Below are 14,345 nucleotides of genomic sequence, written 5' to 3' on the forward strand. Positions count from 1 at the left end.
AGTGACTGGCCAACCAACCGACCCGCCGCGCCAGTTGCCGCTCGATCTCGGCCATGGCACCGGCTATACGCGCGACGAGCTCGTCGTCTCAGGCACCAACAACCAGGCTGTAGCCTTGGTCGATCGCTGGCCGGACTGGCCTTCGAAGGTTGTGGTGCTGGCCGGTCCCGCCGGTTCGGGCAAGACACATCTGGCCTCCATATGGCGCAAACGTGCCGACGCGGTGGCGGTCGACGCCAAGCGTATCGGTGACAGCATCGCCAATCTCGGCGCCCGCGCGGCACTGATCGACGATGTCGATAAAGGAGCGATTGATGAACAAGGCTTGTTCCATCTGATCAACGCGGTGCGCGGTGCCGGCTCGACACTGCTCCTGACGGCGCGCCGCTTTCCGTCGGCCTGGGGTGTCAGGCTGCCTGACCTTTCCTCACGATTGAAGGCGGCGGCGACGGTCGAGATCCATGAGCCCGACGATCTCTTGCTCGCCGGCGTCATCACCAAGCTTTTCGCCGACCGCCAGGTCGAGGTCGAGCCGCATGTCGTGCAGTATCTGGTGCGCCGCATCGAGCGCTCGCTGGCGACAGCGATGCGCGTGGTGGAAAGGCTGGACCGCACCGCGCTCGAGCGCAAGACGCCGATCACGCGCACGCTCGCCGCAGAAACCGTCAGTGCCATGGATGAAGGGCAGGGCGAGTTCGAGATTTAGGCTGAATTTAGGAGGCTGATCTCACAGCCACATTCTGGCAAAATGGCGGACCAAGAGGTAGACGGCTGAGTGGGCGGCGATATAGCCGGCGGCAACCAGCACAAACATCCCTATACTGGCACGCCAGGAGCGGGAGACGATGGCGCCTGGGGCCTGCCTGACCTGTCTGCGGCTTTCCCGGTTCCACATCGCCAGTGCTGCGCAGGCAGTCGCCCACGTCACCATGAAGGGAACCGTTATGCCGGCATAGGCAAGGTGGGCCGGTCCAAACAGCGACACCCAAGCATCGATCCCAAGCATCTGAAATTCCCCGTTTGCCGAAGTTCGAGCGGGCAATGGCACCCGCATTGCTGCCCTCAGACTTGCACCGGCAAGCTGTTGCGACAAGGCCGACCGCCGGAGTTGGCGCAGGGCGAACACGCATTTGCGCCCGGGGCATTTGCAATTTTTCAGGGAGTGGTCGGAGTGGAGAGATTCGAACTCCCGACCCTCTGGTCCCAAACCAGATGCGCTACCAGGCTGCGCTACACTCCGAACGGTCTGTTGCCTATTCATTTCAGTGGAGCATGGCAAGTGCAAAAACCTTGCCGCCATGCGCATTGCGCAGTAATGACGGTCGAAGGGCGGCGATGCTGCCTTGCACAATAACGAGGTGGCCATGTCCGCGCGCATTTTCAGCCCTGCCAAAACCGCGATGCAGTCCGGCACGGCCAAGACCGGCTACTGGGTGCTGGAATTCGACCCCGAGACGCGCAAGAAGATCGACCCGCTGATGGGCTATACGACGTCGCGAGACACGAGAAGCCAGATCAGGCTCACCTTCGATACACGCGAAGAGGCGGTGGCTTATGCCGAAAAGGAAGGGCTCGCCTACCGCGTCGAGGAGCCGAAAGAGACCAAGCGCCGCCAGATTTCCTATGCGGAGAATTTCCGCTATGACCGCAGGACGCCCTGGACGCATTGAACGGCAGCCAGCGTCAAGTATCCAGCCGGCCCAACGGCCGGCCAGCGGTCCCGTAGCTCAGCTGGATAGAGCACCGGCCTTCTAAGCCGATGGTCACAGGTTCGAATCCTGTCGGGATCGCCAATAATTTCAAAGACTTGTGCCGGTGATCTGATCTACGCCGCAAGTCCTGGCATCCAGCGACTGCCAGCGCCGCAACTCCATGCGGCAGCGAGCCTAGTCTGGGCTTGCAGCCGATTGGGCGCGGCGATGCGGAATTATTTCGTGATCTGGCGGGATTGGAACCTTAGCTCCCATAGCGCGTTCGGGGCCTTGTATTCGCGGTGCCTCATAAAAAGGCAATGTGCGGGGCCGGCGAATGGGCAGGGGCAAAACAAGCGCGGGTTGGGGTAGGAGTATCCAGGTTATGTCGAAACGTGAAATTGGAACGTCCCCTTCGTTGGGGCGGCGTATCGCTGAACTCAAGGCGAGAATGCGGGATGCGGAAATTTCCGACCATGAGATGAAAACGTTTCACAAGGTCGCCGCCATCATGGGACCTGGCGACGGCTCCCTACGGCTGGATGCCGACGATCTGATCGCGGCATCCTTCGTCCTCGAGACGCTGGGCGAACAGGCCTCCAACCGCTGACATTTCCCTGCACCAGCCCGAAATTCTTAACGTGGGAGCCAGCGCGGCCGCCGGCGGCGGCCGTTGCCGCGCGCTATTCAATTGGAGGGAAAGTCTTATCAATTTGTTTGCGTTGGTCCGTCATAGTCGCGTCGACTAACGGAGTTGAACGCGATGAGGATCGATCTGTCGCCGACGAGTTGGGGCAGGGTGATCGCTGTGACCACGGCCGGTACGGCATTCTTCATTGCCGTGGCGTTCTTCGTCGATTCCTTTAATTTCCCCTATCTGTCGCGCGAAGCCGTGTGGCGGGCACAGATGACGGACCTGCTGCTGCCTTTGGCGCTGGGCGGATCCTTCCTGTTTTTCCTCATGTGGAAGATACGCCAGCTGGCTATCGCGCAGCGCGACCTGAGCGTCATTGCCGCGACCGACAGCCTGACGGCGGTGCTGAACCGTGGTGCCTTCTCGATGCTGGTCGAGGCCTATTTGGAGCAGACCCGCAAGGAGGAGCAGACCCGTTCGGGGGCACTGCTGATCATCGACGCCGACCATTTCAAGTTGATCAACGACCGCCTGGGCCACGACTGCGGCGACCAGGCGCTCAAGCTGATAGCGCAGGCGATCAAGGGGCAATTGCGTGGCGGCGATATTGTCGGCCGCATCGGCGGCGAAGAATTCGGCGTGTTTCTTCCCGGCGTAGATCCCTCGCAATCCTGGATGGTTGCCGAAAGCATCCGCCGACGTATCAGGGAGATGGACTTTTCGCCCGGCGGCAGACCTTGCCCGCTTTCCGTCAGCATCGGCGGCGCGAGTTTTACCGGCCCGATCACCTATGAGGAAATTTTCTCCGCCGCCGACAGAAGGCTTTACACGGCAAAGTCGAACGGGCGCGATCAGGTCAGCTTCGATCCGGCGGGGACCGCCCCGGTGCCTCAACCCAGCGTCACCACCGTGCATTGAGATTAGTCCAATCATGGGTGGTCATCGCAACCTGGAAAACCGTCGTGTCCTGTCACAATTGTGGACAAGAACCTCGAACACCCCACTGATTTGTGAAGGCTTCGGCGCTTTCGCTTTGCCGACATCGCGCTAAAGTGTCCGCAGCCCTGCCGGGGCTGGACGAATCGAGCAGGGCCTCCTTCGCATGACATTGATGAGCGCGGCGGCCCTGCTGATCCTTGTCCTGACTTACGCCGGTGTCGCCGTTGGCCGCATCCCCGGCCTGCGCCTCGACCGTGCGGGGATCGCGTTGCTCGGCGGGGCGGCGATGATCGCCATCGGCGCGCTCAGCATGGAGGACGCCTACCGGNTGCGTCTCGACCGTGCGGGGATCGCGTTGCTCGGCGGGGCGGCGATGATCGCCATCGGCGCGCTCAGCATGGAGGACGCCTACCGGGCGATCAATTTCGACACCATCACGCTGCTGCTCGGCATGATGATCGTGGTCGCGCATCTGAAAGTGTCGGGCGCTTTTCGCGGCCTTGGCGCCATCGCCATCNCTGCTCGGCATGATGATCGTGGTCGCGCATCTGAAAGTGTCGGGCGCTTTTCGCGGCCTTGGCGCCATCGCCATCGAACATGCGCATGCGCCCTTCATGCTTTTGGTGATGGTGACGCTGCTGACCGGCGTGCTGTCGGCCTTCCTGGTCAACGACGCCATCTGCCTTGTCATGGCGCCGATCGTCGTCCACGTCACCCGCATCATCAAGCGCAACCCGATCCCCTATCTGATCGCCACCGCCACCGCGTCGAATTGCGGCAGCGTCGCCACCATCACCGGCAATCCGCAAAACATGGTCATCGGCGCGCTGTCGGGCATTTCCTATCCGGCCTTTTCGGCAGCACTCGCTCCGGTCGCGTTGTTCGGCCTCGTCGCGGTGGTCGTCATCATCCGCGTCGTCTACCGGGCCGAATTCGCACGCACGGTCCAACTGACGCCCGAGGTCGCGCGCGGCCGCATGCATAAGCGGCAGGTGCTGAAGGCGGTGGTGGTCTGCATCGGACTGGCAATTGCCTTCTTCGCCGGCGTGCCCGTCGCCAAGGCAGCCCTCGTCGGCGGCGCGATCCTCTTGCTCACCCGTGCCATCAAGCCGGAACGCATCTACCGCGAGATCGACGGTCCGCTGCTGTTCATGTTCGCCGGCCTGTTCATTGTCGTCGCCGGCGCCGAAAGAACGCTGCTGACATCAGACATGATCGCTTCGGCAAAGAATCTCGGGCTGGACGATGTCTGGCGCCTGTCCGGCTTCACCGCGGTGCTCTCCAACATCATGAGCAATGTCCCGGCCGTGCTGGNCGCGCCATCAAGCCGGAACGCATCTACCGCGAGATCGACGGTCCGCTGCTGTTCATGTTCGCCGGCCTGTTCATTGTCGTCGCCGGCGCCGAAAAGACGCTTCTTACCTCAGATATGATTGCCGCGGCGAAGAACATCGGTCTCGACGATGTCTGGCGCCTGTCCGGCTTCACCGCGGTGCTCTCCAACATCATGAGCAATGTCCCGGCCGTGCTGGCGCTGCGGCCCTTCATACCCGGCCTCGAAAACCCCGAGCGCGCCTGGCTGGTCGTCGCCATGAGCTCGACGCTGGCCGGCAATTTCACGCTGCTTGGTTCGGTCGCCAATCTGATCGTCGCCGAACAGGCACGGGCCGCCGGCACGCCGCTGTCGTTCGGCGCCTTCTTCAAGATCGGCTTGCCATTGACGCTGATAACGCTTGGTATGGGCACGGCATGGCTGGCGTTTGGGTTCTAGACCTGGCTGCTTGAAGTTCGCGCCCGCACAAGCGTCGCTGCGGCGCGGCCGGCCGCCTCGATATAATCGAGATTGCGGTGGATCAGCATGATCGAAAAGGAGCCGTCGATCAGCAGCACGATCTAGCGCGCCAAGGCTTGCGGCACTCCGAACCGGCGATCGCCAGCATCCTAACGGCGGTGGCGCGCGGCCTCAATCAGAGCATCACCGACGGCCTGCTGGTCGAGGCCGAGCAGTTCGCCCGCATGGCCTCGACCGCCGATTTGCGCGAAGGGCTCGATGCCTGGATCGAGCGGCGCGAGCCGCGCTATGGCGGCGCATGGGCACATATCGCGCGGCCTGAGGAGACCAGGCGAGCCTCGCTGGCGTCGGATCAGGGCGCCACCACCAAGCGGCCTTTCATGTTGGGGTGAAAGCGGCAGAAATAGTCGACCGGTCCCGCCGCCTTCAACGTCAGGCTTCCGGATTTCTTCGGCGGGATCATCACTTCCCAGCCACCTTTCACCGTGGCCGTGTGGGCGAACATATCCTTGTTCACCCACTCGATCGTGTCGCCGACCTTGGCCCCGACGGTGGCCGGCGAGAACACCAATTTGTCGATGGTGACCCGGATCGTTTCAGCTTGCGCCGGAATGATGCCGACGGCCAGCATCATCGCAATCCACAGAGGGCGTTTCGGCATGCTCCCGGTCCTTACTTCAGCATGCCGGCGACGTGTTCGGCATGCTGCTCATGGCCCTGGAAAATCTTCAGCCCGGTTTCCAGCAGGCTCTTCAATTCGGCATTCTGCGCCGACGGAATGAGCAGCGTTTCAAGAGCGCCGTCGACCTGCTTGTGATAGGCCACCTCATTGTCGACATAAGCCTTGTCGAAGGCCGCGCCCTTGAGCTTGGCGAGTTTCGCCCGCTCCTCCTCCGCCGCTTTGGTCAACGCCTTGCTGGTAGCGTTGTTTTCCGGCGTGACCTTGAGTTTCTTGACCAGATCGAGCGCCTGCACGTTCACCGCCTCATGGTCGCGGATCATGTCCTTGGCGAAGTCCACGACTTCCTTGTTCTTGGATTTCTTGATCGCCTGCTTGGCGGCCTCCACATCGAGCACGCCGGCGGTGTAGGCGATATGGGCGATCTGCGGGTCGGTCGGCTTGTCGGCGGCTTGCGCAAATGGGGCAGTGCCAAGCAGCAGCAGGGCGGCCAGCGCAGCGGTATATCGGATTAGCATGGTATCTCCTTCGCCCGGACGCAGGGGTCGCGCCGGACAGTGTTTTTCGGTTGACGATCATTGGATGCGGGACGGCGGCAAACGTTCCCGTCAAAATAAACTGAATCCGCCGGGGTCAGCTCTCCAGCCCGAGCCGCCGCATGACCGCGCTGGTAAGCCTTTCGCAACGGCGGCCGGCGAAGGGGAAGGCATCGAGCAGCACCGGCCCGATCTGGTCGTCCAGCGCCTTGCGCACCAGGGCACGGGCGCGGTGCAGCCTTGTCTTGACGGTTTGCGGCCGCACGCCGAGCAGATCGGCGGTCTCTTCGATGCTCAGCCCCTCGATCACACGTGCCACGAACACAGTCCGGTAGACATCGGGAAGGCTGTCGGTGGCCTGTTCGACCAGTTGGAGGATCTGCCGTTGCGCCATCGTCCGTTCCGGATCGTCGCTGGGGTTGAGGGGGAACCGGATGATCTCGGCTTGCGGGTTTTCCGGCATTGCTACCGTTCGGCGCCTCTTGCGCAGACGGCCGAGCGCCTCGTTGATGACGATGCGCGACAGCCATGTGGCCAGCGAAGAGTCGCCGCGAAAGGCATCGAGATGGGCGAACGCCCTGACATAGGCCTCCTGCACGATGTCCTCGGCCTCGCTGTCATTGCGCATGACGCCACGCGCGATCCTGTAGAGCCGTTGATTGTGCGTCTTGATGATGGTGCGGAAGGCATCGCCCTCGCGCGCCAGGGCGCGTCGCACGAGTTGCACGTCGCCTGATGCAGAAGACACGGCCGTCAAAACAGCAGGCATGGCCAGTTTCCTCAACCCGATCTCTGGACCGGAACCTCGATTGAGAGATTGGACGCTGTTGCCGGCAAAAGGTTCCCGACGATCTTTCTCCGGGTCCGGTGGGGTTAAGCTACCGCATCCAATGAAGGCTTGTCAGCAGCCTGCAGGCGCGCCGTTGCCGCCAGGAGATCGGTCTGGGTGATCAGCCCAAGAATCCGCTCGTCGTCGTCGACGATGATCACCGCGTGGCTGCGGCCGTCGGTGAGCACCGGCAGCAGGCCCATGGCGGCGAAATCGGCGCCGGCGGTCGCGGCGGGCGATATCACGGATGCAATCGAACCGCAGGCCTGGGTCAGTTCCCGCAATCCCACGGTGCCCGCCAGCCTTGCCTCCGCGTTGACGACCGGCAAGGTGCGGATGTTGTGGTCAAGCAGCAATTGGCGCGCCGCCTCGGCTGAGGTGTGTGCGTCGACCGAAATCACATCGCGCGACATGATGTCCTCGCACAGAACGGTCTTGTGCGCGCGCACCATCGCCTGCAATTCCACTTGCCGCAGCAGCCGGTCGAGATCGCTGCGATCGATATCGAACGTCTCGTCGAGTGCGCCAAGCGCGGCATCGATGTCTTCGGACCGGAAGCCGACGCGCGACTGTGCAGGCGGATCGCTGGTGCCGTGGCTATTCGTTGGCGCTGCAGCCGGCACATGCGGATAATTGCGCCGGGCCAGTCTGTGGAAGCCGTAGCCGAGCGCCACCAGCAGGATCGAGTTCAGCGCCACCGGCACGAACGGAAACAGGAAGCCGGCGCTGATGACGGCGGGCCCTCCCAGCACCGCGGTCAGGGCGGCCGCCCCGCCTGGCGGATGCAGGCAACGCGTGAACGACATTGCGGCGATGGCCAGTGCCACCGCGATGCCGGTGGCAAGGGCGGTTTCGTGGATGAAATGCGCCACGATCACGCCGACCAGTGCCGAAATCGTGTTGCCGCCGATGATCGACCATGGCTGCGCCAGCGGGCTGGCGGGCACGGCGAACAGGAGCACGGCCGACGCCCCCATCGGCGCCACCAGCAGCGGCACGTGCGGACCGTTGCCGAGCACGAGGCTGGCGATGACACCGGTGAGCGCAATGCCGACCGTCGCGCCGATACAGGCGACGAGGCGTTCGCGCAGCGTCGCGCCGGCAAGAATGGGAACAAAGAGGCGGAACGCCATGACGTCGAAAAACTCTGCCGTATTCCAGGGGAAGTAGAAATCGTGATGATCGCAACGCAATGGCGCGATCTCATGGGATTTGAAAGCCAAATCGATCCGCGAAGTTGCGTTTTGTGGGAATAGAATTCCGTGACTTCTGATCGTTCAGGCTGTCGCCGCGGCGGTCAGGCCGCGCGAAATGTCGGCCTTCAAGTCGTCGACATCCTCGAGGCCGATCTGCAGCCGGATCAACGGGCCCTCATAGGGCGCTTTCGCGACAACACGGTCGCCGAGCCAGACCGGCACCGCAAGGCTCTCATAGCCGCCCCAGGAATAACCGAGGCCGAAGATCCGCAACGCGTCTAGGAAGGCGTGCTGCTGCTTCTGGCCGCCGCCGGCAAGCACGATGGAAAAGATGCCGCTGGAGCCGGAGAAGTCGCGCTTCCACAAAGCGTGATCCGGGTGGCTGGGAAGGGCAGGGTGGAGCACGCGCGCCACGCCTTCCTGGCCTTCGAGCCAGGAGGCGATGGCGAGTGTGCTGCGCTGATGGTGCTCCAGGCGCACGCCCATGGTGCGCAGGCCGCGCAGCACCTGGTAGACATCGTCGGGCCCGGCGCAGCAGCCAAGCGTGCAGAAGCTCTCATAAAGATGCTTCCAGCAGCTCTCATTGGCCGACACCGTGCCAAGCAGCACGTCGGAATGGCCGGCCGGGTACTTCGTCGCTGCATGGATCGAAATGTCGACGCCATGGTCGAGCGGACGGAAATACAGCGGCGTCGCCCAGGTGTTGTCCATCATGACGATAGCGCCTGCGGCGTGCGCCGCCTTGACGATGGCCGGGATGTCCTGCACCTCGAAAGTGTTGGACGCTGGCGATTCCGTGAACACCACCTTGGTGTTGGGCTTGATCAACGCCGCGATGCCGGCGCCGACCTCGGGGGCATAGTACTCGACGTCGACACCCAGTCGCTTCAGCATCGTGTCGGCGAAGTTGCGGGTCGGGTGATAGACGCTATCGACGATCAGCAGATGGTCGCCAGCCGACACGAAGGCGAGCAGCGGCACGGTTACCGCCGCAAGCCCCGACGGCACCACGATCGTGCCGGCCGAGCCTTCCAACGCGTCTATGGCGTGGGCAAGGGCATCGGTCGTCGGCGTGCCGCGCGTGCCGTAGGTGTATTTCTGGCTGCGTGCCGCCATCGACGCCGCGTCTCGATAGAGCACGGTCGAGGCATGCACCACCGGCGGATTGACGAAGCCGAAATAGTCATGCGGATTGTTGCCTGAATGGGCAAGCCGCGTGTTGATGCCCATCTCGCCGCTAACGTGCCCGCTGCCGTCTTTCGCCATTCTGCGTCGCCTTGTTTGACAAGCCGCTAGCCATAGTGCGGCGTCATGGACCGTGCAACAGCCACCGGCCGCCAGGGGATGGACTTCGAATATGCCAATTCGTCGCGGCAAAAGGTGGCGATTTGGGTGCGGCGCGACCCCGGCGGTGCGTTGCCGGCAGATGCGCCGGTCTCCGCCGACAGGGCTACGAACTCGGGTCAACGGGTTCCTTCGCCGGCGCGTTGGCTGACGGAGCATCAAACGAAAAACCCGCCTGCGCGACGGGTCACTGGCGCAAATCGGCACCTTAGACAAATATATACCATAGCTGAGGTCACGGAATCAAGAAAAAATTCCTATCATGAAAAAGCTACCGGCACAAAAGCTGCCGACACCGCCGAACTGGCTGTCGTCAGGTCTTTCGTTAACCTGAGTTCGGAGCCCTATCTCAGCCGATCGGCCTATTGTGGCCGGCTGCGGAAGATATATAATTGTCTGCTAATATTAATCGCCGGATTGCTTCGATCAGATGCTGCCGGATGGTTGTTGCCGGTTGGACTTCTGGTCCTCCACGATCCGGATCGCGCTCATGAAGCGTGAGCGCGGCAAGGGGAGGAATGCCATGCCCGACGTCAAATGGACCATGAAGGCGCGCGAGTTCATCAACTGCAATTGCGCTTATGGCTGCCCGTGCCAGTTCAACGCCATGCCGACATACGGTTTCTGCGAGGCCGTTGCTGGCATGGAAATCGAGAGCGGCCATCACGGCGACACCAAGCTCGACGGATTGCGGTTCGTCGGGATTTTCCGCTGGCCCGGCGCCATACACCAGGGCAGGGGCGAAGCCGCGGTGGTTATCGACGAGAGGGCAACCGAAGCCCAGCGCGGAGCGCTGCTTCGCATATTGGGCGGTATGGACACCGAACCGGGTGCGACGATATTCCAGGTCTTTTCGACCACGCTGGAAAAATTCCACGATCCGATCTTCGCCCCGATCGATTTCAACGTCGACGTCGAGGCGCGAACCGGGCGGTTGCACGTCAAGGGTGTGACCGATGGCCATGGCGAGCCGATCAAGAATCCGGTCACCGGCGCGGAACACCGGGCGCGCATCGACCTGCCGCACGGTTTCGAATACGCGATCGCCGAAGTCGGGCGTGGCTGGACCAAGACGACGGGCCCGATCAAGTTCGAACTGGCCGATTCGCACAGCCATTTCGCCAATCTGCATCTCACGCAGAGCGGCATCGTGCATTGAGCTGATCCGATGACCGACACGGCCCTTGAGGCGGTGCTGCGGCGCGACCGCGCGGTCGTGACGGCCGCGCTCGTCGTGATTGCTGTGCTTGCCTGGGCCTACGTGCTGTGGCTCGCCGCCCACATGGTCATGCCCGGCTCCCCCCTGCCGGACGGCGCAGGCAGTGACATGTCCGGAGTGGACATGTCGAACATGGGCCGGATGGATATGGGCGCCGCCGTGGCGCCCGGTTTCCGGGCATGGGCACTGGCGGATTTCGCTTTCATCTTCACAATGTGGGCGGTGATGATGGTCGGCATGATGACGCCTTCGGTCGCGCCGATGCTGCTGCTCTATGCCGGCGTCGCCCGCAAGGCGCGGGCGGACGGCCGGCCCATCGCTTCGACGGGGTGGTTTTTTGCCGGCTACCTCTCCGTCTGGATCGTGTTCAGCATTGTGGCGACCGGCGCGCAATGGCTGCTCGCCCGTTTTGCCCTGCTCGATCCGCGACCGACAGCGCGATCCTCGGTGGCTTCGTCCTGATCGCCGCTGGCCTCTATCAATGGACAGCGATGAAGGGCGTCTGCCTGCGTCAATGTCAGGCGCCGATCGCGTTCCTGGCCAGCCATTGCGGGTTCCGCTCCGCTCCGCTCGGCGCGCTTCAGCTCGGCGTCGATCATGGCGCCTATTGTCTGGGTTGCTGCTGGGCGCTGATGGCTCTGCTGTTCGTCGGCGGCGTCATGAACGTGCTGTGGATCGCCGGCATCGCCATCCTTGTCTTGCTGGAGAAAACGGTCCCGACCGGCCAGTTGATTCCGCGCGTTTCCGGCGCGTCGATGGCTGCTATCGGAACCTGGCTCGTTTTTCGGGCGCTTTGAAACGGTCTTGTCTCAAGGCTGTGTTGGCTGGCGACCGCCCAGTATGTGTTGGATACCGTTGCGCCGAGTCAGTAACGCCTAGGTATTGCCTGGGATGAATTGCGGCTGCCGCGGCCTGCATTTGCGTTGCATGAGCTTTGCCGGCTTGTTTGCGCTGCTGACTAATTCGCGGGCGCGTTGTCTGCAATTCAGGCATTTGCGGCAATCGGTTTCAAACTCTTTCAGTTTAGGTCATTTCCCTTGACCTCACAGGAATTATCGCCTTCGATGACATTCGTGAATGGGAGGTGGCGCGTCGGTTACGATGCGGGGTGCCGGGAATGGGCCGGAACGGGAACAGCATTCACACGGGAAAAAAGTCAGGGTTTGCCCTGAAAACAGAGAAAAGGGTCTGTGGGTCATGAAACATATTGCTATCGGCATTCTTGGCGCCGCCACGCTTGGGTTGATGGCGTCGGCCGCGTCGGCGGCCACGCTCGACACCGTCAAGGCGAAGGGTTTCATCCAGTGCGGCGTCTCGACAGGCCTGGCCGGCTTCTCGGCGCCGGACGACAAGGGTGAGTGGCAAGGCATCGATGCGGATTTCTGCCGCGCTGTCGCAGCCGCCGTGTTTGGTGACGGCACCAAGGTCAAGTTCACGCCGCTCAGCGCCAAGGAGCGGTTCACGGCACTGCAGTCCGGTGAGGTCGACATCCTGTCGCGCAACACCACCTGGACCATCAATCGCGACACGGCGCTTGGCCTGAATTTCGTCGGCGTCACCTACTATGACGGCCAGGGTTTCATGATCAATGCCAAGAAGCTGCCGGGCGTCAATTCGGCGTTGCAGCTTTCCGGCGCCGCCGTCTGCGTGCAGAGCGGCACCACCACCGAGCTCAATCTGGCCGACTATTTCAAGGCCAACAAGATGGAGTACAGTCCGGTCGTCTTCGAAAAGCTGGAAGAGGTCAACGCCGCCTATAACGCCGGCCGTTGCGACGTCTACACCACCGACCAGTCGGGCCTCTACGGCATCCGCCTGACGCTGGACTCGCCGGCCGACCACGTCGTGCTGCCCGAGATCATCTCCAAGGAGCCGCTCGGACCGGCCGTGCGCCAGGGTGACGACCAGTGGTACCACATCGTCAAGTGGACCTATTTCGCTCTGTTGCAGGCGGAAGAGCTTGGCATCACCAAGGCCAATGTCGACGAAATGAAGAACTCGCCCAGCCCGGAGATCAAGCGCGTGCTTGGCCAGGAAGCCGATACCAAGATCGGTACCGATCTCGGCGTCTCCAACGACTGGGTCGTCAACATCGTCAAGGCCGTGGGCAATTATGGCGAAATGTTCGACCGCAATGTCGGTTCGGGCAGCCCGCTGAAGATCGCCCGCGGCATCAACGCACTGTGGACCAAGGGCGGCCTGCAGTACTCTCCGCCGATCCGCTGATCGAAATGTGATCCGGGAGGCAGGTCGTCTGCTTCCCGGTTTCTCTTTCCAGGGGACGGTCGAATGGCATCGCAGGAAGTTCTTCGCGAGGAGCCCAGCCGAGGTTCCTTCATCAACGATCCAAGAGTCCGGGGCATATTCTTCCAGGCGGTGGTCGTCGTTGTGTTGGTGGCTGGCGTCTGGTGGATTGCCCATAACGTCATCGACAATCTGACCCGGCTGCGCATCGCGTCGGGCTTCGGCTTCCTCAAGGGCCGCGCCGGCTTCGACATCAGCGAGAGCGCCATCGCCTATTCATCGGATTCGACCTATGGCCGCGCCATCCTGGTCGGCTTCCTCAACACCGTGATCGTCGCCGTCGTCGGCATCATCACCGCGACAATCATCGGCTTCATTGTCGGCATCGGCCGGCTTTCGCAAAACTGGCTGATCAGGAAGATCTGCACGGTCTATGTCGAGGTGTTCCGCAACATCCCGCCGCTGCTGGTCATCTTCTTCTGGTATTCCGGCGTGCTTGCCGTACTGCCGCCGCCGCGCGAGAGCATCAATCTGCCGTTCGGCTCCTTCCTCAACCAGCGCGGCTTCTATTTTCCGCGCGCCGTGTGGGGCGACGGCTCCTGGCTTATCTTCGTCGCTCTGCTTGTCGGCATCGCCATGGCGTGGTTCGTCGCGCGCAAGGCGCGGCAACGGCAGATGGCGACCGGCCAGCAATTTCCGGTGTTTTGGACGTCCGCCGCGGTGATCGTCGGGCTGCCTCTGCTCGCCTATGTGTTGAGCGGCTTCCCCTTGAGCTTCGATTACCCCAAGCAATCGACCTTCAACCTGACCGGCGGCTTCCAGGTCAGGCCGGAGTTCCTGTCGCTGTATCTGGCGCTGTCCTGCTATACCGCCGCCTTCATTGCCGAGATCGTACGCGCCGGCATCAGGGGCGTCAGCAAGGGCCAGACGGAAGCTGCCGGCGCGTTGGGGTTGCGGCCCGGATCGATCCTGCGGCTGGTCGTCGTGCCGCAAGCCATGCGCATAGTCATTCCGCCGCTGACCAGCCAGTATCTCAATCTGACCAAGAACTCGTCGCTCGCTATCGCCATCGGCTATCCGGACCTGACTGCCACCGCCGGCACGGTGCTGAACCAGACCGGCCAGGCCGTCGAGGGCGTGGTGATCATGATGGTGATCTATCTGGCCATCAGCCTTCTGACCTCGCTTGTGATGAACTGGTTCAACGCCAAGATGGCGCTGGTGGAGAGGTGAGGTAAGGAC

14 protein-coding genes, 2 tRNA genes and 4 pseudogenes are annotated in these 14,345 nt (G+C 62.5%); 12 read left to right on the forward strand and 8 right to left on the reverse strand.

Features of this window, described 5'->3' with window-relative positions; all coding sequences use genetic code 11:
* Position 1 precedes the first annotated feature (1 nt).
* Positions 2 to 706, forward strand: coding sequence for a DnaA regulatory inactivator HdaA (gene hdaA / locus X744_RS144785; RefSeq protein ID WP_023761934.1), 705 nt, complete (start codon positions 2 to 4; stop codon positions 704 to 706).
* A gap of 21 nt (positions 707 to 727) precedes the next feature.
* Here hdaA and X744_RS144780 read toward each other — a convergent pair whose 3' ends face one another.
* Both X744_RS144780 and X744_RS144775 read right to left on the reverse strand, forming a co-directional pair.
* Positions 728 to 1,006: a hypothetical protein gene (locus tag X744_RS144780; protein ID WP_023761935.1), complete on the reverse strand. Its 279-nt coding sequence runs from the start codon at positions 1,004 to 1,006 to the stop codon at positions 728 to 730.
* A 157-nt stretch (positions 1,007 to 1,163) separates the two neighbouring features.
* Positions 1,164 to 1,240: transfer RNA gene (locus X744_RS144775), tRNA-Pro, on the reverse strand.
* 124 nt (positions 1,241 to 1,364) lie between these two features.
* Between X744_RS144775 and X744_RS144770 the strand changes: the two genes are divergently transcribed.
* The 6 genes and pseudogenes from X744_RS144770 to X744_RS01000000170215 form a co-directional block, all read left to right on the forward strand.
* Positions 1,365 to 1,670, forward strand: a complete 306-nt coding sequence (locus tag X744_RS144770) for an ETC complex I subunit (protein ID WP_023761936.1) — start codon at positions 1,365 to 1,367, stop codon at positions 1,668 to 1,670.
* Between the two features lie 46 nt (positions 1,671 to 1,716).
* Positions 1,717 to 1,793 (forward strand) — tRNA-Arg (locus tag X744_RS144765).
* Positions 1,794 to 2,076: 283 nt separating this feature from the next.
* Positions 2,077 to 2,301 (forward strand): hypothetical protein, encoded by a 225-nt coding sequence (locus X744_RS144760; protein WP_023761937.1) that lies wholly within the window; start codon positions 2,077 to 2,079, stop codon positions 2,299 to 2,301.
* A 153-nt stretch (positions 2,302 to 2,454) separates the two neighbouring features.
* The gene (locus X744_RS144755) at positions 2,455 to 3,243 is read left to right on the forward strand and encodes a GGDEF domain-containing protein (RefSeq protein ID WP_023761938.1); all 789 of its coding nucleotides are present in this window, start codon (positions 2,455 to 2,457) and stop codon (positions 3,241 to 3,243) included.
* Positions 3,244 to 3,427: 184 nt separating this feature from the next.
* A pseudogene (locus X744_RS0138110) lies at positions 3,428 to 4,577 on the forward strand (SLC13 family permease); the annotation flags it as partial.
* Positions 4,578 to 4,579: 2 nt separating this feature from the next.
* A pseudogene (locus X744_RS01000000170215) lies at positions 4,580 to 5,035 on the forward strand (SLC13 family permease); the annotation flags it as partial.
* Here the strand turns inward: X744_RS01000000170215 and X744_RS1000000176085 are convergent.
* The gene (locus X744_RS1000000176085; protein ID WP_023761939.1) at positions 5,032 to 5,154 is read right to left on the reverse strand and encodes a hypothetical protein; all 123 of its coding nucleotides are present in this window, start codon (positions 5,152 to 5,154) and stop codon (positions 5,032 to 5,034) included. The pseudogene X744_RS01000000170215 and the gene X744_RS1000000176085 sit on opposite strands and share 4 nt — an antisense overlap.
* Here X744_RS1000000176085 and X744_RS144750 point away from each other — a divergent pair.
* Positions 5,152 to 5,448: pseudogene (locus X744_RS144750) on the forward strand (enoyl-CoA hydratase); the annotation flags it as partial. The gene X744_RS1000000176085 and the pseudogene X744_RS144750 sit on opposite strands and share 3 nt — an antisense overlap.
* Here the strand turns inward: X744_RS144750 and X744_RS144745 are convergent.
* From X744_RS144745 to X744_RS144725, 5 genes are all read right to left on the reverse strand, one after another.
* Positions 5,409 to 5,717, reverse strand: a complete 309-nt coding sequence (locus tag X744_RS144745; RefSeq protein WP_023761941.1) for a cupredoxin family copper-binding protein — start codon at positions 5,715 to 5,717, stop codon at positions 5,409 to 5,411. The pseudogene X744_RS144750 and the gene X744_RS144745 sit on opposite strands and share 40 nt — an antisense overlap.
* Before the next feature lie 11 nt (positions 5,718 to 5,728).
* Positions 5,729 to 6,253, reverse strand: a complete 525-nt coding sequence (locus X744_RS144740) for a DUF4142 domain-containing protein (RefSeq protein ID WP_023761942.1) — start codon at positions 6,251 to 6,253, stop codon at positions 5,729 to 5,731.
* Between the two features lie 115 nt (positions 6,254 to 6,368).
* Positions 6,369 to 7,040: an RNA polymerase sigma factor gene (locus tag X744_RS144735; RefSeq protein ID WP_023761943.1), complete on the reverse strand. Its 672-nt coding sequence runs from the start codon at positions 7,038 to 7,040 to the stop codon at positions 6,369 to 6,371.
* A gap of 104 nt (positions 7,041 to 7,144) precedes the next feature.
* Complete coding sequence (locus X744_RS144730) at positions 7,145 to 8,233, reverse strand: HPP family protein (protein WP_023761944.1); 1,089 nt, start codon at positions 8,231 to 8,233, stop codon at positions 7,145 to 7,147.
* 144 nt (positions 8,234 to 8,377) lie between these two features.
* Entirely contained in the window at positions 8,378 to 9,562 is a 1,185-nt protein-coding gene (locus X744_RS144725) for a cystathionine beta-lyase (RefSeq protein ID WP_023761945.1), read from the reverse strand.
* Positions 9,563 to 10,163: 601 nt separating this feature from the next.
* On the opposite strand from X744_RS144725, the gene X744_RS144720 reads away from it, so the two are divergent.
* The 4 genes and pseudogenes from X744_RS144720 to X744_RS144710 all read left to right on the forward strand — a co-directional run bounded on the left by X744_RS144720 (position 10,164) and on the right by X744_RS144710 (position 14,336).
* Positions 10,164 to 10,799: a DUF1326 domain-containing protein gene (locus tag X744_RS144720; protein WP_023761946.1), complete on the forward strand. Its 636-nt coding sequence runs from the start codon at positions 10,164 to 10,166 to the stop codon at positions 10,797 to 10,799.
* Positions 10,800 to 10,808: 9 nt separating this feature from the next.
* Positions 10,809 to 11,656, forward strand: a pseudogene (locus tag X744_RS01000000170220) (DUF2182 domain-containing protein).
* A gap of 400 nt (positions 11,657 to 12,056) precedes the next feature.
* Entirely contained in the window at positions 12,057 to 13,085 is a 1,029-nt protein-coding gene (locus X744_RS144715) for an amino acid ABC transporter substrate-binding protein (protein WP_023761947.1), read from the forward strand.
* Between the two features lie 63 nt (positions 13,086 to 13,148).
* Positions 13,149 to 14,336 (forward strand): amino acid ABC transporter permease, encoded by a 1,188-nt coding sequence (locus X744_RS144710; RefSeq protein ID WP_023761948.1) that lies wholly within the window; start codon positions 13,149 to 13,151, stop codon positions 14,334 to 14,336.
* Positions 14,337 to 14,345: the final 9 nt, after the last annotated feature.

It is taken from the genome of Mesorhizobium sp. LNHC252B00 (assembly GCF_000502955.1).
Classification (GTDB): domain Bacteria; phylum Pseudomonadota; class Alphaproteobacteria; order Rhizobiales; family Rhizobiaceae; genus Mesorhizobium.

Coding starts and splice junctions, on each gene's coding strand:
- X744_RS144770 (WP_023761936.1), top strand. CDS start 1,365: ATGTCCGCGCGCATTTTCAGCCCTGCCAAAACCGCGATGCAGTCCGGC.
- X744_RS144745 (WP_023761941.1), bottom strand. CDS start 5,717: ATGCCGAAACGCCCTCTGTGGATTGCGATGATGCTGGCCGTCGGCATC.
- X744_RS144740 (WP_023761942.1), bottom strand. CDS start 6,253: ATGCTAATCCGATATACCGCTGCGCTGGCCGCCCTGCTGCTGCTTGGC.
- X744_RS144735 (WP_023761943.1), bottom strand. CDS start 7,040: ATGCCTGCTGTTTTGACGGCCGTGTCTTCTGCATCAGGCGACGTGCAA.
- X744_RS144725 (WP_023761945.1), bottom strand. CDS start 9,562: ATGGCGAAAGACGGCAGCGGGCACGTTAGCGGCGAGATGGGCATCAAC.
- X744_RS144755 (WP_023761938.1), top strand. CDS start 2,455: ATGAGGATCGATCTGTCGCCGACGAGTTGGGGCAGGGTGATCGCTGTG.
- X744_RS144780 (WP_023761935.1), bottom strand. CDS start 1,006: ATGCTTGGGATCGATGCTTGGGTGTCGCTGTTTGGACCGGCCCACCTT.
- X744_RS144760 (WP_023761937.1), top strand. CDS start 2,077: ATGTCGAAACGTGAAATTGGAACGTCCCCTTCGTTGGGGCGGCGTATC.
- X744_RS144710 (WP_023761948.1), top strand. CDS start 13,149: ATGGCATCGCAGGAAGTTCTTCGCGAGGAGCCCAGCCGAGGTTCCTTC.
- X744_RS144720 (WP_023761946.1), top strand. CDS start 10,164: ATGCCCGACGTCAAATGGACCATGAAGGCGCGCGAGTTCATCAACTGC.
- X744_RS144715 (WP_023761947.1), top strand. CDS start 12,057: ATGAAACATATTGCTATCGGCATTCTTGGCGCCGCCACGCTTGGGTTG.
- X744_RS144730 (WP_023761944.1), bottom strand. CDS start 8,233: ATGGCGTTCCGCCTCTTTGTTCCCATTCTTGCCGGCGCGACGCTGCGC.